The 19336-nt window shown below is 60.7% G+C and carries 17 protein-coding genes; 5 read left to right on the forward strand and 12 right to left on the reverse strand.

What is annotated here, in order from left to right; all coding sequences use genetic code 11:
• Window positions 1–281: 281 nt before the first annotated feature.
• From queD to ACVRRC_RS14545, 3 genes are all read left to right on the forward strand, one after another.
• Entirely contained in the window at window positions 282–638 is a 357-nt protein-coding gene (gene queD, locus ACVRRC_RS14535) for a 6-carboxytetrahydropterin synthase QueD (RefSeq protein ID WP_026006452.1), read from the forward strand.
• Between the two features lie 196 nt (window positions 639–834).
• A complete protein-coding gene (locus ACVRRC_RS14540) occupies window positions 835–2151 on the forward strand; it encodes a Na+/H+ antiporter family protein (RefSeq protein WP_472997157.1) in 1317 nt (438 codons plus the stop codon).
• 117 nt (window positions 2152–2268) lie between these two features.
• Window positions 2269–3330: an AI-2E family transporter gene (locus ACVRRC_RS14545; protein ID WP_019407310.1), complete on the forward strand. Its 1062-nt coding sequence runs from the start codon at window positions 2269–2271 to the stop codon at window positions 3328–3330.
• A gap of 46 nt (window positions 3331–3376) precedes the next feature.
• On the opposite strand, the gene ACVRRC_RS14550 is transcribed toward ACVRRC_RS14545, so the two are convergent.
• The 11 genes from ACVRRC_RS14550 to ACVRRC_RS14600 form a co-directional block, all read right to left on the reverse strand.
• A complete protein-coding gene (locus ACVRRC_RS14550) occupies window positions 3377–5371 on the reverse strand; it encodes a PhoX family protein (RefSeq protein WP_019407311.1) in 1995 nt (664 codons plus the stop codon).
• Window positions 5372–5555: 184 nt separating this feature from the next.
• Complete coding sequence (locus ACVRRC_RS14555) at window positions 5556–7151, reverse strand: isocitrate lyase (RefSeq protein WP_013982950.1); 1596 nt, start codon at window positions 7149–7151, stop codon at window positions 5556–5558.
• 480 nt (window positions 7152–7631) lie between these two features.
• Complete coding sequence (locus ACVRRC_RS14560) at window positions 7632–8441, reverse strand: secretin N-terminal domain-containing protein (protein WP_017243947.1); 810 nt, start codon at window positions 8439–8441, stop codon at window positions 7632–7634.
• Window positions 8438–9067 (reverse strand): DUF7931 domain-containing protein, encoded by a 630-nt coding sequence (locus tag ACVRRC_RS14565; protein ID WP_011913434.1) that lies wholly within the window; start codon window positions 9065–9067, stop codon window positions 8438–8440. Before ACVRRC_RS14565 ends, ACVRRC_RS14560 begins: the two co-directional genes overlap by 4 nt.
• Before the next feature lie 6 nt (window positions 9068–9073).
• A complete protein-coding gene (locus ACVRRC_RS14570) occupies window positions 9074–9499 on the reverse strand; it encodes a GNAT family N-acetyltransferase (protein WP_013982947.1) in 426 nt (141 codons plus the stop codon).
• Entirely contained in the window at window positions 9492–10658 is a 1167-nt protein-coding gene (locus ACVRRC_RS14575; RefSeq protein WP_407043347.1) for a ribosomal protein uL16 3-hydroxylase, read from the reverse strand. Before ACVRRC_RS14575 ends, ACVRRC_RS14570 begins: the two co-directional genes overlap by 8 nt.
• A 77-nt stretch (window positions 10659–10735) precedes the next feature.
• A complete protein-coding gene (purB, locus tag ACVRRC_RS14580; protein WP_014596824.1) occupies window positions 10736–12106 on the reverse strand; it encodes an adenylosuccinate lyase in 1371 nt (456 codons plus the stop codon).
• Window positions 12107–12191: 85 nt separating this feature from the next.
• Window positions 12192–12830 carry a high frequency lysogenization protein HflD gene (gene hflD, locus ACVRRC_RS14585; RefSeq protein ID WP_011913430.1) on the reverse strand — a complete coding sequence of 213 codons (639 nt, stop codon included), beginning with the start codon at window positions 12828–12830 and terminating at the stop codon, window positions 12192–12194.
• Complete coding sequence (gene mnmA, locus ACVRRC_RS14590; RefSeq protein WP_143514441.1) at window positions 12827–13954, reverse strand: tRNA 2-thiouridine(34) synthase MnmA; 1128 nt, start codon at window positions 13952–13954, stop codon at window positions 12827–12829. Before mnmA ends, hflD begins: the two co-directional genes overlap by 4 nt.
• Window positions 13955–14021: 67 nt before the next feature.
• Entirely contained in the window at window positions 14022–14462 is a 441-nt protein-coding gene (locus tag ACVRRC_RS14595) for an NUDIX hydrolase (RefSeq protein ID WP_019407313.1), read from the reverse strand.
• Window positions 14463–14566: 104 nt separating this feature from the next.
• A complete protein-coding gene (locus tag ACVRRC_RS14600) occupies window positions 14567–16795 on the reverse strand; it encodes an NADP-dependent isocitrate dehydrogenase (protein WP_256519011.1) in 2229 nt (742 codons plus the stop codon).
• 358 nt (window positions 16796–17153) lie between these two features.
• Between ACVRRC_RS14600 and icd the strand changes: the two genes are divergently transcribed.
• A complete protein-coding gene (gene icd / locus ACVRRC_RS14605) occupies window positions 17154–18410 on the forward strand; it encodes an NADP-dependent isocitrate dehydrogenase (RefSeq protein WP_011913426.1) in 1257 nt (418 codons plus the stop codon).
• Between the two features lie 59 nt (window positions 18411–18469).
• Here the strand turns inward: icd and cspD are convergent, their stop codons facing one another.
• Window positions 18470–18733 carry a cold shock domain-containing protein CspD gene (cspD, locus tag ACVRRC_RS14610; RefSeq protein ID WP_013982942.1) on the reverse strand — a complete coding sequence of 88 codons (264 nt, stop codon included), beginning with the start codon at window positions 18731–18733 and terminating at the stop codon, window positions 18470–18472.
• 218 nt (window positions 18734–18951) lie between these two features.
• Between cspD and clpS the strand changes: the two genes are divergently transcribed.
• Window positions 18952–19314 (forward strand): ATP-dependent Clp protease adapter ClpS, encoded by a 363-nt coding sequence (clpS, locus tag ACVRRC_RS14615; protein WP_026006451.1) that lies wholly within the window; start codon window positions 18952–18954, stop codon window positions 19312–19314.
• The last annotated feature ends 22 nt before the right edge of the window (window positions 19315–19336 follow it).

Genomic DNA, 19336 nt, shown 5'->3' on the forward strand with positions numbered 1-19336 from the left:
AGTGAAACGATGCATCGCCGATGGTAGTGTGGGGTTTCCCCATGTGAGAGTAGGTCATCGTCAAGCTCCTACACCAAACCCCCGATCCGCGTAAGCGGGTCGGGGGTTTGCTTTTGGGGCGCAGAAAAGCGGCAGGGTCACCGATTTTTTGATGCCGACAAATTACCGCAGCTGCTCCCTTTGGCGGTGATTGCCCTGCGTAGCAACCTCTGCGCATGAATCACGCGGGCAAAACGCGTAAAATTGCGCGCTTCGTCGCGATCAGATCACGAGTGCATACAGTGGAAATATTCAAAGAATTCACATTCGAGTCAGCGCACCGTTTGCCGCACGTACCGCAAGGACACAAATGTGGGCGGCTGCATGGCCACTCCTTCCGTGTTGCCTTGTATATAAGTGGGCCAGTGGATCCACATACTGGTTGGATTCGGGATTTCGGTGAGCTGAAATCCATCTTCAAACCGCTCTACGAGCGTTTGGACCACAACTATCTGAACGACATTCCCGGTCTGGAAAACCCCACCAGCGAGAACCTGGCGAAATGGATCTGGAACGAGCTGAAGCCGCTTCTTCCAGAGCTTTCCCGCGTCCGCATTCACGAGACCTGCACAAGCGGTTGTGAATACCGTGGTGAGTGATCATCGGGTTGGGGTTTATCTGCTCAGTAAAAAGCTGGTACCGCTAACGCCGAGCTAGTGATAGGGAACGGCTACTGACAACTCAGAATGCGCTCATTCGTCCTGAATGTGCCGTTCCGATTTTGACAGTTCTGCGCAGTTATTGCAGAGTGCGGCGCTTTTCTACGCGACTTGATCGTTTATACGGAGATTTGAAATGAACGCAGTTGTTGCGGCGGTCGGCATCATGCTGGTCTTGAGCCTTTGCCGCGTGCACGTGGTCGTTGCACTTATTGCCGGGGCCATGGCCGGTGGGTTGATTGGCGGGTTGGGTATCGAAGGCAGCCTCGCCGCTTTCAACAAGGGCCTGGGTGGTGGAGCGACAGTGGCGTTGTCATATGCCCTGCTTGGTGCGTTCGCCGTAGCTATCGGCAAGAGCGGTCTGGCCCACGCGCTTGCCGACAAGGCTCTGGCTTTGGTCGGAAAGCAAGGCGGCCAGGGCACCGGCGCGGTGAAGTGGATGATGGTCGCACTTCTGCTGGCGGTAGCGATCTCGTCCCAGAACATCCTGCCGATTCATATTGCGTTTATTCCGTTGCTGGTTCCGCCGTTACTTTACGTACTGTCGAAGATGAAGATCGACCGGCGCCTGATTGCCTGTGTGCTCGCGTTCGGGCTGATCACTCCTTACATGTTTCTTCCGGTTGGGTTCGGCAACATCTTCCTGAATGAGATTCTGCTGGCCAACGTTGCCAAAAGCGGTGTGGATGTAACCGGCATCAAGGTCACCCAGGCGATGCTGATCCCAGCTTTGGGCATGTTGTCGGGGCTGGCGATCGCCTTCTATAGCTACCGCAAGCCGCGTGAATATGACCTTGCTCGCATCGAGCAGGTGGAGCCCAGTTCGGTACGTTACAGCCCACTGACCTTGGTGGCGGCAGGCATTGCCGTTGCTGCGGCGTTCGTTATTCAGCTGTGGCTGGACTCGATGATTCTCGGCGCACTTGCAGGGTTCGTGATCTTCTCGGTCTCCGGTGTGGTGCGCTGGCGAGAAGCGGATGACCTTTTTACCGACGGCATGAAAATGATGGCCATGATCGGCTTCATCATGATTGCCGCCGCTGGTTTCGCTGAAGTGATGCGTGAAACCGGTGAGGTGAAACTGCTGGTAGACGCATCCACCGCGTGGATCGGCAACAGCAAGGCCATCGGCGCCCTGTTGATGCTTCTGGTCGGTTTGCTCGTCACGATTGGCATCGGCTCTTCTTTCTCGACCGTGCCAATCATCGCCGCCATTTTCGTGCCGCTTGGCGTCGAGCTGGGCTTCAGCCCCTTGGCGATCGTGAGTCTCGTTGGCACAGCCGGCGCGCTCGGCGATGGTGGTTCCCCTGCATCCGATTCCACGCTTGGGCCAACGGCCGGCCTGAATGCCGACGGTCAGCATAACCATATCTGGGATACCGTCGTACCGACCTTCCTGCACTACAACCTGCCGCTGCTCGCATTCGGCTGGCTGGCAGCGATGACCCTCTGAACCGAAGACAAGGGCCGTTCGGACAACAACGGCCCCTGTCGCGAATCCGTCGTCTGGCCCGCACTCGCGCTCTCGCTCGTTGACTAAACAGAACGATACGCAGCGACAGGGTCAACAATGGTCAACTCGACGCTCGAGCAGAAAGTCTTCCTCGCGCTGCTGGTAGTGGTTTCCCTGGCGTTCGGCTGGATTCTGTTGCCGTTCTATGGAGCAGTTTTCTGGGCGGTCATTCTCGCCATCATCTTTGCACCCTTGCAGCGCTACCTTTACCGGCGGTTCAGTCAACGCCGCAATCTGACGGCGTTGTTTACCTTGCTGGTCTGCCTGCTGGTTGCCGTGCTACCTGTCATTCTGATTACGGGCATGCTGGTTCAGGAAGGCGCGACCCTCTACAAGCAGATAGAGAGCGGCGAGCTGGACATTGGTCGCCTCGTATCGGGTCTGCGGGAGCTGTTACCTCAATCGGTCCAGGTGCAGCTTCAGCGCTTCGGCTTCGGTGATCTGGACTCCATGCGGGAGCGGCTGGCATCGGGTGCGCTCGAGGGCAGTCAGTTTCTCGCCACCAAGGCGTTCAGCTTCGGTCAAGGGACGTTTCAGTTCCTGATCAGCTTCTTCGTGATGTTGTATCTGCTGTTCTTTTTCATCCGGGACGGTCGAGAGCTGGTGGCACGGATCAGAAAGGCCATTCCGCTCAGCGATGCCCAGAAAAGGCGCCTTTTCAACAAGTTCACCCGTGTGGTACGTGCGACGGTGAAGGGCAACATTGTGGTCGCCGTCACTCAGGGGGCTCTGGGCGGAATCATCTTCGCCGTACTCGGCATATCCGGCGCGCTGCTTTGGGGGGTATTGATGGCGTTTCTGTCGTTGCTCCCCGCGGTGGGGGCCGGACTGATCTGGACGCCCGTCGCCATCTACTTTCTGATGACCGGGGCGATCTGGCAGGGGGTGATTCTCACACTCTATGGCGTGCTGGTGATCGGTCTGGTGGACAACATTCTCAGGCCCATCCTGGTGGGCAAAGACACCAAGATGCCCGATTACGTCGTGCTGATCTCGACGCTGGGCGGTCTGGCGCTTTTCGGTTTGAACGGGTTCGTGATCGGTCCGCTGGTGGCGGCTTTGTTCATATCGACATGGGGGTTGTTCACTTCACCTGAAGAGCCCCCACCGGGCCAATGATTGCCGACGCGGCAGAGGGCCTGGCGCTCGCCAGGCCCCTTGGCCTTTACATCAGGCGCTTACCATCTTCACGAGTGATGATGACGGTGGCCGAGCGGGGACGCCGACCGGCGCCGTCTGGCCAGGTGCTCGTGTAGTTCGTCGAGGTCGAACCCTCACCCGGATGCTGGATGTTCACGAACAGCGTGCGGAAGTCAGGCGTTGCCGTGATTCCTGTCACCTCGGCACCCAGCGGGCCGACCAGGAAACGCTTGGTTTCACCTGTTCTCGGGTCGGAAACCAACATCTGGTTGTTGCCAAACGGACCGGAGCTCAACTGACTGCCGCTCATGTCGGTCTGGATCCACAGGCGCCCTTCATCGTCGAACCACAATCCATCGGGGCTGGCCAGGATATTCGTGGCGTCCAGCGCACGGCCTTTCGGGCTCCGGCTGTTTTCCTCGGGGCCGGCGAGCAGGTAGATATCCCAGGTGAATCGGGTGCCGGCAAAATCCCGGCTCGCCTCGCGCCAGCGAATGATATGGCCGAACGCATTCGGTGAACGCGGGTTGGCCGCATCGGACTGCTGGCGACCGCTATTGTTGGTGAGCGTGAAATACACCTCACCTGTGTCGGGATGTACCGCACCCCATTCCGGGCGATCCATTTTCGTTGCACCAACGATATCGGCGGCCAGGCGGGTATTGATCAGCACCTCTCCCTGATCGGCGAACCGAACGCCAGCGGCCTTGCAGGCGCGCTGAAACGCTGGGTTGGCATGATCCAGCGCGAGCCAGTCGCCACTGCCATCCGGGTTGAAACGCGCCACGTAGAGGACGCCATCGTCCAGCAGGCGCCCGTCGCTGCGCTGAGGCCGATATTTGTCGCGGCTGACGTACTTGTAGATGTACTCGTTCTGCGAGTCGTCGCCTGAATAGCAGACGACAGGGCGGCCTGGCTTGACCGGCGCGAACACCAAGCCTTCATGGGCGAAACGGCCGAGCGCTGTGTGCTTGATTGGAGTCGAATGGGGATCGAACGGATCGATTTCCACCACCCAGCCAAAGGTGTTTGGCTCGTTGCGGTAATCGCCTTGGGCAGTAGCCGCGATGCGGGTCGCATTGAATCGCTCGAATTCATCGCCTGCCACGGTTTCCCATCCATAGCGTCCGGCTCCCCGGACGCCGTAGCGGCTGAGCTCACGCGGAAGCTCGGCGTCGCCAGTAGCGAAATAGCCGGCCCAGTTTTCCTCGCAAGTGAGGTAGGTTCCCCACGGCGTGAATCCGTTGGCGCAGTTGTTGAGGGTGCCGCGGGCCGAGGTGCCGCTTGGGCTGTAGCGGGTACGCATCAACGCGTGGCCGCGCGCCGGGCCTTCGATTCGCATCGGTGTCGCGCCGGTGATGCGGCGGTTTCGCGCCGTCGGCAGCACGGACCACTCGCCGCGTGGACCTCGGCGGATTTCAACTACCGAGACACCGTGTGCGTTGATCTCCTTGCGGACTTCGTCGACGTTGACGCGCTTGCCATCCACTACGGTCGGACCGTTACGGTGGAGCAGGGGTGCATCGATGTACTCGTGATTGAGAACCAGCAAGCCGTGGTCGCTCTGCCGTCCGCCCAGCTTCGCGTTCATGGGGAAGAAGTGCATTCCGTCGTGGTGCATGCCGACCTGTTGGGCCTGATCTTCAGCCGTGTTGCTGGCATCTTCCAGCCAGGCCGGATAGCGCCCGGTAATCGGCGTGCCCCAAGGGATGAAGGTGGTGGCGGTATAGCCTGACGGCACCGTTATGGTGTCGGCACGGGTAACGGCCACGGGCACGAACGGCAGGCGGGTACGACGTTTGAACGGAACATCTTTGATCCCGCGGGACATTGGCTCCGCCGCTTGCGCGAGGCCGGGAAGGGATGCGCCAAGAAAGGCCAGGGCACCCATGGCTGCGCCACCCGCGAGCACTTTACGTCGGCCAAGGGAAATCACATCCTGGATATGCGGATTCGTCGAATGGTTACTGGGCAACTCGTCCCCGTTGCCGAACAGAATGTCGTTGTTCTCAGTAATCACGGCGCAGCTCCATAACGATTGTTGTCGGAGCCATGACGCTAAGGTTCGTATGCGACAAGAGAATGACAGTGGAGCGCTGGCCGACGAAGCGTAACCGTGCACCACTCAATCCGTCGCAAAAAAAAGCCCCGGCTCACGCCAGGGCTTTTTTCACACCGCAGCCGGGGCGGCTGCGAACCTGTTCTTAGTGGAACTGGTTCATGGTGTTGTCTTTGCCGCTTGCCTTCAGAGCAGCTTCGCCAGCGAAGTACTCCTTGTGGTTGTCGCCGATGTCAGAGCCAGCCATGTTCTGGTGCTTGACGCAGGCGATACCCTGACGCAGTTCCTCGCGCTGAACGCCCTTAACGTAGGCCAGCATGCCCTGGTCGGCAAAGTAGCCCTTGGCCAGGTTGTCGGTCGACAGAGCAGCAGTGTGGTAGGTCGGCAGGGTGATCAGGTGGTGGAAGATGCCGGCGTGAGCCGAACCGTCGCGCTGGAAGGTACGGATCTTCTCGTCTGCAACCTTGGCCAGCTCGGTTTCGTCGTACTCGACGCTCATCAGCTTGGCGCGGTCGTAGGCGGACACGTCCTTGCCTTCGGCAACGAAAGCGTCGAACACCTGCTGACGGAAGTTCAGCGTCCAGTTGAAGGACGGGCTGTTGTTGTAGACCAGCTTGGCGTTCGGGATGACTTCGCGGATGCGGTCAACCATGGCCTTGATCTGGCCAACGTGCGGCTTCTCGGTTTCGATCCACAGCAGGTCGGCGCCGTTCTGCAGCGAGGTGATGCAGTCCAGAACGCAGCGGTCTTCGCCGGTGCCAGCGCGGAACTGGAACAGGTTGGACGGCAGACGCTTCGGACGCAGCAGCTTGCCTTCGCGCTTGATTACGACGTCGCCATTGCCCAGCTCGGCTTCGGAGATTTCTTCGCAATCCAGGAAGGAGTTGTACAGGTCGCCCAGGTCGCCCGGCTCTTTGGTCACGGCAATCTGCTTGGTCAGGCCGGCACCCAGGGAGTCGGTACGAGCAACGATCACGCCGTTGTCGATGCCCAGCTCGAGGAAGGCGTAACGAACGGCAGCGATCTTGGCGAGGAAGTCGGCGTGCGGAACGGTTACTTTACCGTCCTGGTGGCCGCACTGCTTCTCGTCGGAAACCTGGTTCTCGATCTGGATGCAGCAAGCGCCTGCTTCGATCATGCGCTTGGCCAGCAGGTAGGTGGCTTCCGGGTTACCGAAGCCAGCGTCGATGTCAGCGATGATCGGTACGATGTGGGTTTCGTAGTTGTCGATCTGGTTCTGGATCTCGGCAGCCTTGGCGTTGTCGCCAGCTTCACGAGCAGCGTCCAGGGCGGTGAACAGCAGGTCCAGTTCGCGGCTGTCAGCCTGACGCAGGAAGGTGTACAGCTCCTCGATCAGGTCGGAAACGGCGGTCTTCTCGTGCATGGACTGGTCCGGCAGCGGGCCGAACTCGGAACGCAGAGCAGCAACCATCCAGCCGGACAGGTAGAGGTAGCGCTTGTTGGTGGTCTTCAGGTGCTTCTTGATGGAGATCAGCTTCTGCTGACCAATGAAGCCGTGCCAGCAGCCGAGGGACTGCGTGTAGACGGACGAGTCGGCGTCGTACTCGGCCATGTCCTTGCGCATGATGTCGGCGGTGTACTGAGCGATTTCCAGACCGGTCTTGAAGCGGTTCTGGGCGCGCATGCGAGCGACGGACTCAGGGTTGATGGCGGCCCAGCTGCTGCCGTATTGCTCTTTCAGGGCGGCAACTGCCTTGATGTCGTCTTGATATGCGGACATGTTCAATCCTTCAAAAATAAGTGTGGTTGAGCACCGACTTTTTCCCACCGAACCTACGTGCTATCGCTGATCAGTGCGGGCAACACGCGGCAGAGCGTCGAAATATCGACCGGGACGAGGATTGAACCAAGGAGAAGGGGGGATACGACCGCCGGGCTGGCTGGTTCCGGTTGCTGCGCCCACAGCCGGCGTGGCTGCCGTGTGCGCTACAACAACGAGAAGCTGGTCAGACTGGCTGATGCGTCAATCGCTACCCCGTCCCTCGGGACGACTCGTTCCAGTCGCAACCTCGTCAGTCCGCCTTGTGGGCAGTACAGTCACGGAACGGCTCGGCTGGTTGGCTGGAGCACGCCCCGGAGACCCTTGCCAGGGCCCCTGGTTAGCGGGAGCGGGCCAATAATGCGCCGCTGTTTTTTCATCGTCAACGGTTTTGTAGTGTTTTTTTCAGGCCACTACATTTTTCCGCGCGCCAGCAGTGGTTCAGTCGAGAACATCCACTTTCAGGCGCATCGAAAGGTTCTGGCTGCCCTGAGTGGAATAGCGACGCAGCGTGCCGCGCTGATCAGAACTTGCGCTTTCATCGATGCCGCCCACGGTGATCCATTCGCCAACGCGCCCACTGACGCGGGTATCGGCATTCTGCACTTCGACGACGCCACTGCGGCCCTGAGCGAGTCGGTCACGGCTGCTGCTGATGCTGATCTGCACGCGGTCGCCATGCACCGTGGCGGTGGCGTAGAAGCCACGCAGCACATCACGATACTGGGTTTGCTGATAGATCTGGCCATAGCCATCGCTGCCCTGAGTCGTCAGCGGAACACTCTGGCCAACCTGAATCAGTGCCGGATAGCCCTCGCTGGCCTGGATCTGCTGAATGCCACCGTCCCGGCTGTTGGTACTGCGACGAATGATTCGAACCTGGTCTCTGCCTCCGATCTCGCCGCGGCCCGTTTCGAACTCCACGTCGCCAGCGCGTGCCGATCCGTCTACCCGATACCCTCCCGCTGTGCTGTTAGCCGAATCCTGGGTATCGACGCTGATCAACAGACGTTTGGGGGCTACATCCAGTTGGTCGACCACCTGGCGCAGCTCACGGATCAGCGCGTCCGGTGCGTTGACGATCAGTTGGTTGCCATATGCCGTGACACGGCCCTGGCCGCCCAGTACCGACTCGGCTACCGGAAGCACTTCCTCGCCCATGCGGTTGTTGAGCTGGATGACTTCGGTTGCCGCCTGCAGCGGCAGGCAGATGCTGAGCGCGACGGCCAGCAGCGTGATACGAGGACTCATAACAGGAAGCTCCGCAAGTTTGCGTCCGATTGCCCATGATCCCATGCCTTGTCGAACTCTGCCTGGCGTATGCGCACGCGAGCAGGGTCACGATACAGGGCGTAGCCAGCATACTGGTCGGCCTTGGGGCGCTCCAGCAGCCCGCAGTCGTCGGCGAGGAGATAGGTGCCGTTCGGCTCGGGGTAGTCCGGATGCAGCTTGCGAATATGGACATTGCTGGTCAACCGGCGCGCGAGTTGAAGAAGGCGATGCCCTTCCTTCACGGCGCGAGTTGGGTCGGCGACCAGGATACGCAGCTGGTTGCGAGGGTGTGCGAGCAGAAGGCGAGTGCAGGCCTGCTGAATGCTGCTGTGATGATAGAGCCAGGGCTCCAGGTCAGTGCTGTAGATGCACAGGGCACGGGTCGCCTGCTGCAGCATGGCCAAGGCGTGCTGGCGTACTTCAGTCGGCTTGTCGAATCGTTGCAGCTCGACATCCCGTCCAAGGCGGAAGGGGGCCGCGACCCAGGCTTCGGGCTCGGGAAGATCAGGAGGCGGATTGTGTACGGCGAAGCGCCCCGGGGAGTGAAAGTCGATAGCCGGCAGTTCGGCCTGTTCGGTTCGCTCCTTGGGGGCATCGTCGTTCATTTCGTCTCACTGGCTCCGGCGGAGCATCTCAACATGAGGGATGCCGGCTTCAAGAAATTCGTCGCTGACAACCTTGAAGCCAAGCCGCTCGTAAAACGCGGTGGCATGGACCTGAGCGGTCAGAGTCTGTTCGGTCAGGCCGCGGCGCTCGGCTTCGGCAATGACCGCTCGCATCAGCGCATCGCCGACGTTCATGCCGCGCCAGTCGCGCAACACCGCCACGCGGCCAATCTGCCCGTCGGCCAGGAGCCGAGCGGTGCCGATCGGATAGCCGCCCTCGAGTGCAAGGAAGTGCACCGCTTCGGCATCGTCGGCGTCCCACTCCTGCTCGGGCGGTACGGCCTGCTCGGCAATGAATACGGCCTCGCGGATGCGCCGCAGTTCGGCGTTGTCCTGCTGCCAGTCGGCGATCCGTACCTGAACGCTATTCATCAGCAAACTCCAGACTTCCTTGTTTTACCAGTTCGCACAGCAGCGCCCGGCCATCCTCGTCGCTCAGCCATCGACCGACGTTTTCGACATGCAGCGCGTCGGCCGAGCAGATCAGTTTCAACAGTTCGTTCAGCTTAGAGGGAAGCAGGCGGCTCTGGCCACTGGCGAACAGTAGCAGGCCGATATCCACCTCGCTCCAGGCCAGCCGGGCCGCGGGGTTGCGAACCAGTATCGCGCCGTCCTCCAGCGCCGACAGCAACTCGTCCTCGCTCAGTTCCGGGCCCTCGACACGCTCCGGATAACGCGGCTCGGTCATGAATTGGCCGAACCAGGTAAGCAGGAGGCGTTCGTCGCTCATGTGCTCGGCAAGCAATGCCTTCAAACGGTCCAGTGCATCGCTCTGGATCTGGAAGGGGTCATCGCTGGGTTGTAGATCGGCATCACTGTAGCGTTCTTCGTCTGGCAGGAATTGCGCGAGGAAGTCGGTGAAATGGGTCAGGACTTCCGCGGCGCTGGGTGCGCGAAAACCGACCGAGTACGTCATGCAGGCATCCTCGGCGGTGCCAAAGTGAGCGAGGCGAGGCGGCAGGTAGAGCATGTCGCCCGGCTCCAGCACCCATTCTTCGGTGCCCTGGAAGTCGGCGAGAATGCGCAGGTCGCCGTGGGCCAGCATCGGGCTTTCGCTGTCGCACATCTGCCCGATGCGCCAGCGGCGCTGTCCATGGGCCTGCAGCAGGAACACATCGTAATTGTCGAAGTGCGGTCCGACGCCGCCACCCGGAGCGGCATAGCTGATCATCACATCGTCGATGCGCCAGTTGGGCAGAAAGCGGAAATGCTCGATCAGCTCGGCGACGTCCGGCACGAGCTGGTCGACCGCCTGCACCAACAAGGTCCAGTCACGCTCCGGCAGCTGCTGATAGGTGTCCTCGGTGAATGGGCCTCGGCGCAGCTCCCAGGGGCTTTCGCCGTGTTCGATGACCAGACGGGACTCGACGTCCTCTTCGAGGGAGAGGCCGGCCAGTTCGTCCGGCGAGATCGGGCTCTGGAAACCCGGGATGGCCTGGCGGATCAGCAGCGGCTGCTTCTGCCAGTAATCGCGCAGGAATTCCCGAGCACTGATGCCGCCCAGAATTTGAAGTGGAATATCAGAAGTCATGCGTAACACCTTGCTCTATATGGCAGAGCTGAAAATAAAAACGCCCGGCACAGCCGGGCGTGCAGGCATGGGATCGATCAGATGCGCTTGGCCTGGGCAGCGGCGTTGCCGATGTAGCTTGCCGGCGTCAGCTTGCGCAGCTCCGCCTTGGCGTCGGCCGGGATGTCGAGGCCGTCGATGAAGGCCTGCAGTGCGTCAGGCGTAATGCCTTTGCCGCGGGTCAGATCCTTCAGCTTCTCGTAGGCATTCTCCACGGCATAACGCCGCATGACGGTCTGTACCGGCTCGGCAAGTACTTCCCAGCAGGCATCGAGGTCTTCGGCGATGCGGGCAGCGTTGAGCTCCAGCTTGCCGATACCCTTGAGGCTCGCCTCGTAGGCGATGACGCTGTGGGCGAAGCCAACGCCCAGGTTGCGCAGGACGGTGGAGTCGGTCAGATCGCGCTGCCAGCGGGAAATCGGCAGCTTGCTGGCCAGGTGCTGGAACAGCGCGTTGGCAATGCCGAGGTTTCCTTCAGAGTTCTCGAAGTCGATCGGGTTGACCTTGTGCGGCATGGTCGAGGAGCCGATTTCGCCTGCGACGGTTTTCTGCTTGAAGTAACCGAGGGAGATGTAGCCCCAGACGTCGCGATCGAAGTCGATGAGGATGGTGTTGAAGCGTGCGATGGCGTCGAACAGCTCGGCGATGTAGTCGTGCGGCTCGATCTGCGTGGTGTAGGGGTTCCACGACAGGCCCAGATCACCCTCGATGAATTCGCGGGCGTTGGCTTCCCAGTCGACGTCCGGGTAGGCGGACAGATGGGCGTTGTAGTTGCCCACGGCCCCGTTGATCTTGCCCAGCAGCGGCACGGCAGCTACCTGAGCGATCTGGCGCTCCAGGCGATAGACCACGTTGGCCAGTTCCTTGCCAAGCGTAGTCGGGGAGGCCGGCTGACCGTGGGTGCGCGACAGCATCGCCACGTCGGCGAACTGGACGGCCAGGCCACGGATGGCGTCGGCGAGCTGGCGCATCAGCGGCAGCAGAACGGTGTCGCGGCCTTCGCGCAACATCAGCGCGTGGGACAGGTTGTTGATGTCTTCACTGGTGCAGGCGAAGTGGATGAATTCGTTGACCTTGGCCAATTCAGGCAGCTGCTTGGCCTGCTCCTTGAGCAGGTACTCCACGGCTTTGACGTCGTGGTTGGTGGTGCGCTCGAATTCCTTGACGCGCTCGGCGTGCTCCAGCTGGAAGTTCTCCGCCAGCTGATTCAACAGCGCATTGGCTTCGGCGGAGAAGGGAGCGACTTCCGGAATGCCCGGGTGGGCTGCCAGGCGCTGTAGCCAGCGGACCTCGACCTGAACACGGCAACGAATCAGGCCGAATTCGCTGAAGATCGGGCGCAGGGAGCTGGTTTTGCCGGCGTAGCGGCCATCGACGGGGGAAACCGCCGTGAGCGAGGAAAGCTGCATAGAGGGCATTCTCGGACAGTCGGGCAACGAAAAGGGCGCAGATTATACACGAATGTACCGGCACATCCCGGTCCATTCTCCCCGGTTATCGGTCTTCGCTCTGTGTCGAGCGCAGTCGAGGATAGAGTGCATCGAGCAGCTTGCGCCGGCTGAAGATCAGCTGCCAGCGGTGCCCGCCAAGCTGGCGCCAGAGGCGGGCGGAGCGAATGCCGGAGAGCAGCAGGGCGCGAATCTTGGCGGCGTTGTCGCTCTGCTGCAGGTGGCGCATGTCGCCCTGAACCTGGATGCGCTGGCGGAAGGTGCTCAGGGTGTCCTGATAGAGCCCGCCGAACGAGGCGACCACGTTTTCATGGGTGAGGCCGAAGTGCTCGACCTGCTGCTGGATCTGATCCAGCCGGCTGCCGATGACTTGCAGCATGTCGCCACGTTTGTCGAGCTGTCGCTCCAGGCCGATCATCGCCAGCGCATAGCGCAACGGTTCGCGCTGCAGGCTGCTGCTGTCGCGCTCCAGCGCGCCGACCAAGGCACGGTAGCCGTCTCGCAGATTGAGGTCGTCGCCGCCGTAGATTTCCAGTGTGGTCTGCGGGTTGCGCGCCAGTAGGCTACCGAGCATGCAGCCGAGCGCGGCGTTCGGCACCTGGCCGGTTCGGGCGATGCGGTCGACCAGCGTGGCGGCTTCGAACACCGCGCCGAGTGCTATCAGTTGTTCATCCAGCTTGCTCATGCTCGGCCCTCGAACCAGGGTTCGGCCTGTTCGATGACGCCGCCGCCGAGGCAGACCTCGCCATCGTAGAACACCACCGATTGGCCAGGCGTGACGGCCCGCTGCGGCACTTCGAACACGGCGCGATAGCCGTCGGAGGTCTGCTCCAGTGTGCAAGCCTGGTCGCTCTGGCGATAACGAACCTTGGCGGTCAGCTTGAGCGGGGCGCTGAGGTCCACGGGGTTCACCCAATAGATTTCGGAAGCCAGTAGAGCGCGGGAGAACAGCCATGGGTGGTCATTGCCCTGGCCAACGATCAGCACGTTGCGCTGCAGGTCCTTGCTCAGCACATACCAGGGCTCGTCGGAGGCATCCTTGAGACCGCCGATACCCAGCCCCTGGCGTTGGCCGATGGTGTGATACATCAGGCCGTGGTGCCGGCCAATTACCTCGCCGTCGACCGTTTCGATGTTTCCCGGTTGGGCGGGCAGGTACTGCTTGAGAAAATCACTGAAACGCCGTTCGCCAATGAAACAGATGCCGGTGGAATCCTTCTTCTTCGCCGTAGCCAGGCCGTGCTTCTCCGCAATCGCGCGGACCTCGGGCTTCTCCAGCTCACCGACGGGAAACAGTGTCTTGGCCAGCTGCTCGCCACCGACGGCATGCAGGAAGTAGCTTTGGTCCTTGTTAGGGTCGAGGCCCTTGAGCAGCTCGCTGCGGCCATCGCGGTCACGACGCCGCACGTAATGGCCGGTGGCGATGAGGTCGGCGCCGAGCATCAGGGCATAATCGAGGAACGCCTTGAACTTGATTTCCCGGTTGCAGAGGATGTCCGGATTGGGCGTGCGGCCCGCCTTGTATTCGGCGAGGAAGTGCTCGAACACGTTGTCCCAGTACTCGGCGGCAAAGTTGGCGGTGTGCAGCTTGATGCCGATGCGGTCGCACACGGCTTGGGCGTCGGCCAGGTCTTCCTTGGCGGTGCAGTACTCCGTGCCGTCGTCCTCTTCCCAGTTCTTCATGTACAGGCCTTCGACCTGATAGCCCTGCTCGAGCAGCAGGAGGGCGGAAACAGACGAGTCCACGCCGCCGGACATGCCGACGATCACGCGTGTTTTTTCCGGAGCGGAGAGGGTCGCAACAGACATAGAAGTACGCCAGGGCTTTGCAAAGGGGCGAATTCTATCAGCTGGCGCCGGCGTGACGAAGTTGTGATCAGTTGCGAATCACGTCAAGCGGATGCAGTGGTCCGGCCAGGTAGTCGTCTATGCAGCGCGGAACCAGCTCGCTGCGCCAGCGTTCGGGCTGCTGGGCCAGCTCCTCGCGGCTCAACCAGCGAGCCGCAACGATGCCATCGTCGAGCGGGCGCTGCGCATCGTGACGCACAGCCCTGGCGGCAAAGCACACGCGCTGATAGGTGATGCCGTTGCTCGGAGCGGTATACAGGTAGATGCCGACCAGGCCGGTGAGCTCGACTTCCCAGCCCGTTTCCTCCAGTGTTTCCCGGATGGCGGCCTCGCGCAGGTTCTCGTTGGCCTCCAGGTGGCCGGCGGGTTGATTGAGCACCAGTCGGCCTGCCTTGAGTTCCTCCACCAGGAGGAAGCGGCCCTGGTCTTCGATTACGGTAGCGACGGTGATGTGGGGGTGCCAATCCATAGGGGCTGCCTTGCGCAAATGAGGCGATCATAACAGCAGCTGGGCTGCTGAAAGCACGAACCCCGGCGCAAGGCCGGGGTTCGTATTGACGCTCAGGTGCAGACTCAGGCGTTCAGCGCGGCCAGGGCAGCGTTGAAGGTGGCGCTGGGGCGCATCACCTTGCTGGTCAGCTCCGGGTTGGAGCGGTAGTAGCCGCCGATGTCGACCGGCTTGCCCTGCACGGCTGCCAGTTCAGCGACGATGGCCGCTTCCTGCTCGGTCAGGGTCTTGGCCAGCGGAGTGAAGTGAGCCTTCAGCTCGGCATCTTCGTCCTGCGCGGCCAGAGCCTGCGCCCAGTACAGTGCCAGGTAGAAGTGGCTGCCGCGGTTGTCGATCTGGCCAACCTTGCGCGCCGGGGACTTGTTGTTGTCCAGCAACTTGCCAGTGGCCTGGTCCAGGGTCTTGCCGAGGATCTTCGCCTTGCCGTTGCCAGTCTTGATGCCAGTCTCCTCCAGCGAAACCGCCAGGGCGAGGAACTCACCCAGCGAATCCCAGCGCAGATAGTTTTCTTCGACCAGCTGCTGCACGTGCTTCGGCGCGGAACCACCGGCGCCAGTCTCGTACATGCCGCCGCCGGCCATCAGCGGAACGATGGACAGCATCTTGGCCGAGGTGCCCAGCTCCATGATCGGGAACAGGTCGGTCAGGTAATCGCGCAGCACGTTGCCGGTGACGGAAATGGTGTCCTTGCCGCGGATCATGCGCTCCATGCTCAGGCGAATGGCTTCGTTGTAGCCCATGATGCGAATGTCCAGGCCGCTCAGGTCGTGCTCCTGCAGATAGGTTTCGACCTTCTTCTGCAGCTGCATGTCGTGGGCACGCTCCGGGTCCAGCCAGAACACGGCTGGGGTGTTGGACTGGCGGGCGCGGGTAACGGCCAGCTTGACCCAGTCACGGATCGGCGCGTCCTTGGTCTGGCAGGCACGCCAGATATCGCCTTTCTCGACTTCGTGCTGCATCAGTACGGTGCCATCGGTCAGTACGACGCGCATGGTGCCGTCGGCGTGCATTTCGAAGGTCTTGTCGTGCGAGCCGTATTCCTCAGCCTTCTGCGCCATCAGACCGACGTTCGGCACGCTGCCCATGGTGACCGGGTCGAAGGCGCCGTTGGTTTTGCAGAAGTTGATCATTTCCTGGTAGATGCGGGCGTAGGTGCTCTCCGGCATCACCGCCTTGGTGTCCTTCTGCTTGCCATCCTTGCCCCACATCTGGCCGGAGTTGCGAATCATCGCCGGCATCGAGGCGTCGACGATCACGTCGCTCGGGATGTGCAGGTTGGTGATGCCCTTGACCGAGTCGACCATCGCCATTTCCGGGCGGTGGCTATAGACCTCGTGGATGTCATGCAGGATTTCTTCCTGCTGCGAGGCGGGCAGGGACTTGATCTTGTCGTAGACGCTGCTGATGCCGTTGTTCGGGTTGACGCCCAGCTCCTTGAACAGATCGCCGTACTTGTCGAAGACGTCCTTGTAGTAAACGCTCACGGCATGGCCGAAGACGATCGGGTGGGAGATCTTCATCATGGTCGCCTTGACGTGCAGGGACCACATGACGCCGGTTTCCTTGCAGTCCTGCAGCGTGTCTTCGAAGAACGCGCGCAGCTTCTTGCAGCTCATGAACATGCCATCGAGCACTTCGCCTTCCTGCAGAGCGAGCTGCTTCTTGACCTCTACCTTGCCATCCTTGCCGACGAACTCGATACGCACGTCACCGGCTTTTTCCATGGTGATCGACTGTTCGCTGGAGAAGAAGTCGCCGCCGCGCATGTAATCGGCGTGGGACTGGGACGCCTTGCTCCACTTGCCCATGGAGTGCGGATGCTTGCGGGCATAGGCTTTCACGGCGGCCGGGGCGCGGCGGTCGGAGTTGCCTTCGCGCAGGACCGGGTTCACGGCGCTACCGAGCACCTTGCTGTAACGCGCGCGCGCGTCTTTCTCGGCATCGGTCTGCGGGTCTTCGGGGTAGTTGGGGATGTTGTAGCCCAGGGCCTGCAGCTCGGCGATCGCTGCCTTGAGCTGTGGAACGGAGGCGCTGATGTTGGGGAGCTTGATGATGTTGGCGTCGGGCTGGTTGGTCAGCTCGGCAAGCTTGGCCAGATCATCTTCGACTTTCTTGTCGGCATCCAGCTGATCGGCGAAGCTCGCAAGGATGCGCCCTGCAAGAGAGATGTCGCGTGTTTCGACGGAGATGTCAGCGGAGGCTGCGAAGGCTTCTACAATGGGAAGAAGCGAATAGGTTGCCAGGGCTGGAGCTTCGTCGGTGAAGGTATAGATGATCTTCGAAGGGGTGGACATTTAGCGTTAACTCTCTTCTTGCTGGGCGTGCACAGAATCCCGAATGCGCCGGGTAGGCGCCCTGACTCTCCATCTAGTAGTCGAGCCAGAAGGGGATTCGCCGCGGTGATGATGGATGCACCAATAGAGTGTCGAGCGTTTGAACCGCCGAGCCGCGGTGGCAGCGTCAGGGTTCAAGAGGCGGGTCTGGTACAGGCTCGTCCCTTATGACTTGTGAGTCATCGCGGCAGTATACCATCGAGCCCCCCTCTGGCAGAACGGCATTGCGCATACGACGAACGAACATGTAGTTTCAGGCGATTCGAGTGGGTTACCCTCAAACGACGATCGATGTCTAACCACGAAGACGGAGTCCAGCATGGGATACCAAAAGATCCAGGTGCCAGCCAGCGGTGACAAAATCACCGTCAATGCCGATAACACCCTGAACGTTCCCGACAATCCGATCATTCCTTATATAGAGGGGGACGGCATCGGCGTCGACATCAGTCCGGTGATGATCAAGGTCGTGGACGCAGCCGTGCAGAAGGCCTACGGCGGCAAGCGCAAGATCGCCTGGATGGAAATCTATGCTGGCGAGAAAGCCACTCAGGTCTATGACCAGGACACCTGGCTGCCGAAGGAAACACTGGAAGCGGTTCGCGATTATGTGGTGTCCATCAAAGGACCGCTGACCACGCCGGTTGGAGGCGGTATCCGTTCGCTGAACGTTGCGCTGCGTCAGGAACTGGACCTCTATGTCTGCCAGCGCCCGGTTCGCTGGTTCACTGGCGTTCCGAGTCCCGTGAAGAACCCAGGCGATGTGGACATGGTGATCTTCCGCGAGAACTCCGAAGATATTTACGCCGGTGTCGAGTGGAAAGCCGGCTCCCCTGAGGCGGAGAAGGTCATCAAGTTCCTCACCGAGGAAATGGGCGTCAAAAAGATCCGCTTCACCGAGAACTGTGGCATCGGCATCAAGCCCGTCTCGCTGGAAGGTACCAAGCGTCTGGTTCGCAAGGCGCTGCAGTATGCCGTGGACAATGATCGTGACTCGGTCACCTTCGTCCACAAGGGCAACATCATGAAATTCACCGAGGGTGCTTTCAAGGAGTGGGGCTACGAAGTCGCTCGCGACGAGTTCGGCGCAGAGTTGCTCGATGGTGGACCCTGGATGCAGTTCAAGAACCCCAATACCGGCAAGAACATCGTGGTCAAGGACGCCATCGCCGACGCCATGCTGCAGCAGATTCTGCTGCGTCCGGCCGAATACGATGTCATCGCCACGCTCAACCTGAATGGCGACTACCTCTCCGACGCCTTGGCGGCTGAGGTTGGAGGTATCGGTATCGCTCCGGGTGCCAACCTGTCCGACACGGTGGCGATGTTCGAGGCGACCCATGGCACGGCGCCCAAGTATGCCGGTCAGGACAAGGTCAACCCGGGTTCGCTGATCCTTTCGGCCGAAATGATGCTGCGCCACATGGGATGGGTCGAAGCGGCCGATCTGATCATCAAGGGCACCGAAGGCGCCATTGCTGCCAAGACGGTCACCTACGACTTCGAGCGACTGATGGAAGGCGCGCAGCTGATGTCATGCTCGCAGTTCGGCGACGCCATGATCAGCCACATGTAAGCAGGCGGGTAAAAAGGCCGATCGATTGATCGGCCTTTTTTGTTCGCTACCGCAGGACGTCAGGCGTCGACCGTGGAAGCACCCTGGGCAGCGGCAGGAGTCGTCGCTTCGGACACGGCTTGCTGAGGCCGGATGTCGGTTGCGTGGAGGCCTTTCGGACCCTGCAGGATATTGAACATGACCGCTTGCCCAGCTTTCAGAGTTCTGTAGCCTTCCATCTGGATGGCCGAGTAGTGGGCGAACAGGTCCTCATCGCCGCCATCTGCTACGATGAAGCCGTAGCCTTTGGCGTTGTTGAACCACTTGACCTTACCGCTTAGCATGCTGTTATCCCTCTGCAAAGGAGTCCATTACTGGAGTAACATCCATTTCATTCCGCGCTTATGCAGCCCGAGGCCTCATGTTGCGCAACCCGTTTGCCCTTGTAGGCACTTACTGTTTGTATCACCGTTTTGCCGATAGTCAAGGCGACTCGTCAGCTGGCTGCGAAGCTGTCCATATTTATCTGGCCCCCGCGCCACGACCTAGAACCGTTATGCGCATGCATGCATTTGCTCAGATTCGACTAACATTCAATCAGGATCGGCCTCTGGAGGACGGAGACGATGCGTCTGGCCTGGCTGTTGAAGAGGCCAAGCCGCAGCTGAAGGCACCACCGATGTATAAAGTTGTCATGTTCAATGACGACTACACGCCGATGGATTTCGTCGTCGAGGTACTGGAAGGCATTTTCAATCACAGCAGGGAGCAGGCCACCAAGATCATGCTGGCCGTCCATACCGAGGGGCAGGCCGTCTGTGGTGTGTATACCCGCGACGTCGCCGAAACCAAAGCAATGCAAGTGAATCAATATGCAAGGGAATGCCAGCACCCGCTGCTTTGTGAGATCGAGAAGGACGGTTAACTCCGACTGCTGGGGAAGAGGT

It is taken from the genome of Stutzerimonas sp. LR2 (genome assembly GCF_055755175.1).

What these genes read in the sequence shown, in the direction of transcription:
- ACVRRC_RS14540 (WP_472997157.1), top strand. Translation starts at nt 835, where the DNA reads ATGAACGCAGTTGTTGCGGCGGTCGGCATCATGCTGGTCTTGAGCCTT.
- ACVRRC_RS14545 (WP_019407310.1), top strand. Translation starts at nt 2,269, where the DNA reads ATGGTCAACTCGACGCTCGAGCAGAAAGTCTTCCTCGCGCTGCTGGTA.
- ACVRRC_RS14555 (WP_013982950.1), bottom strand. Translation starts at nt 7,151, where the DNA reads ATGTCCGCATATCAAGACGACATCAAGGCAGTTGCCGCCCTGAAAGAG.
- ACVRRC_RS14560 (WP_017243947.1), bottom strand. Translation starts at nt 8,441, where the DNA reads ATGAGTCCTCGTATCACGCTGCTGGCCGTCGCGCTCAGCATCTGCCTG.
- ACVRRC_RS14565 (WP_011913434.1), bottom strand. Translation starts at nt 9,067, where the DNA reads ATGAACGACGATGCCCCCAAGGAGCGAACCGAACAGGCCGAACTGCCG.
- ACVRRC_RS14570 (WP_013982947.1), bottom strand. Translation starts at nt 9,499, where the DNA reads ATGAATAGCGTTCAGGTACGGATCGCCGACTGGCAGCAGGACAACGCC.
- ACVRRC_RS14575 (WP_407043347.1), bottom strand. Translation starts at nt 10,658, where the DNA reads ATGACTTCTGATATTCCACTTCAAATTCTGGGCGGCATCAGTGCTCGG.
- purB (WP_014596824.1), bottom strand. Translation starts at nt 12,106, where the DNA reads ATGCAGCTTTCCTCGCTCACGGCGGTTTCCCCCGTCGATGGCCGCTAC.
- hflD (WP_011913430.1), bottom strand. Translation starts at nt 12,830, where the DNA reads ATGAGCAAGCTGGATGAACAACTGATAGCACTCGGCGCGGTGTTCGAA.
- mnmA (WP_143514441.1), bottom strand. Translation starts at nt 13,954, where the DNA reads ATGTCTGTTGCGACCCTCTCCGCTCCGGAAAAAACACGCGTGATCGTC.
- ACVRRC_RS14595 (WP_019407313.1), bottom strand. Translation starts at nt 14,462, where the DNA reads ATGGATTGGCACCCCCACATCACCGTCGCTACCGTAATCGAAGACCAG.
- ACVRRC_RS14600 (WP_256519011.1), bottom strand. Translation starts at nt 16,795, where the DNA reads ATGTCCACCCCTTCGAAGATCATCTATACCTTCACCGACGAAGCTCCA.
- icd (WP_011913426.1), top strand. Translation starts at nt 17,154, where the DNA reads ATGGGATACCAAAAGATCCAGGTGCCAGCCAGCGGTGACAAAATCACC.
- cspD (WP_013982942.1), bottom strand. Translation starts at nt 18,733, where the DNA reads ATGCTAAGCGGTAAGGTCAAGTGGTTCAACAACGCCAAAGGCTACGGC.
- clpS (WP_026006451.1), top strand. Translation starts at nt 18,952, where the DNA reads ATGCATGCATTTGCTCAGATTCGACTAACATTCAATCAGGATCGGCCT.